Annotated in this window: 1 pseudogene; it reads right to left on the minus strand. The window is 46.3% G+C overall.

The features are described 5' to 3' along the window. A pseudogene (locus ACFO6W_RS26350) lies at positions 1–1,123 on the minus strand (hypothetical protein); the annotation flags it as partial.

Raw genomic sequence — 1,123 nt, forward strand, 5'->3', positions numbered from 1 at the left:
AGAATCCGCCTGTATATCCTGCAAATGGTATTCATCCTGGTATACTGCTATATTAGTGGCAATACCTGCTTTTATCCAAATGGAAAAACAATATTTTTTATTCCGATGGGATTCCCGCCATCCGGCTGATTGTACTTTCAGTTTTGTTGTGTTTCCGGTTATCCAGCATTTACCAATACCGACTGGGGAATGTTCTTCGAGGGGTGTAACAGGAGAGTCTGTAAACTCGCAGTCGATACTGTTTCTGATGACGTTCTTATGTATCTTTCCTACATAAAACGTAGAGCTGAACCCGTTCTCATCCCCGGCAGTCAGTGTCCCGGCAATATTGACGTTTTGGGTGGCATACATATTCCGGAAGTAAGCCCCGTAGCCATCAAGCACGCCAAAAACCGGGTCTGCGATCCCCTTTACTTTTCCGATCCGCACTTTTGCCGCGTTGGCGAAGGTGGATATATAGGATTGCAGGACAATATTCAGGTCCGCGATTTCAAACCAGTCTCCCGTCGCCTCCAGTTGCCGGGTAAGGTCAATATAGAGGCTGCGCTGATAATGCGATGGCAGGTCGATGGTTACCATAAACAGCCTATATTGCCATCCTGTATCGATACCGATGGTTTGTTCCCCATCCGCTTGCCCTGCGTCTTCCTTAAAACCTAAAGATACATTTACCCCGGTCATAGCTTTTGAAGCCCTGGCCTTAAACGAAACGATAAGACGCTGGGGATGGCTCAATTGTTTCTCTATCGTCTGCTTTATCCCTAAGAAGTCAGGTTGCCCCACCATTTCATTCCGTGTAATGCGGTATATACGGCCGGCATCCTGTTCCGATTGCTTATAGGCTGTATCCAGAAAAGGGCTTCCGCTACAACTATATTTATTCTTATCCGCATTATCAGGGTTTCCACCCGGTATATAGGGATAACATAATGAATGGTTATATGCCAGGCCGTCTATTACATCCAGATATGGAGCTTCACTGTCAGATGCCGTTAAGTATAAGGCGCCACTCCTGTCATTGTCATGCAGGTTGGTTACACGCACAAAATCCAATAGTTCACCACTCTGAGGTTCATCCCCTTCGATCAGCGCGCCTATGATATAGGAAGATTCTTTTTCGTCG

Origin of the sequence: Dysgonomonas termitidis (genome assembly GCF_042654545.1) — a bacterium.
GTDB lineage: Bacteria > Bacteroidota > Bacteroidia > Bacteroidales > Dysgonomonadaceae > Dysgonomonas > Dysgonomonas termitidis.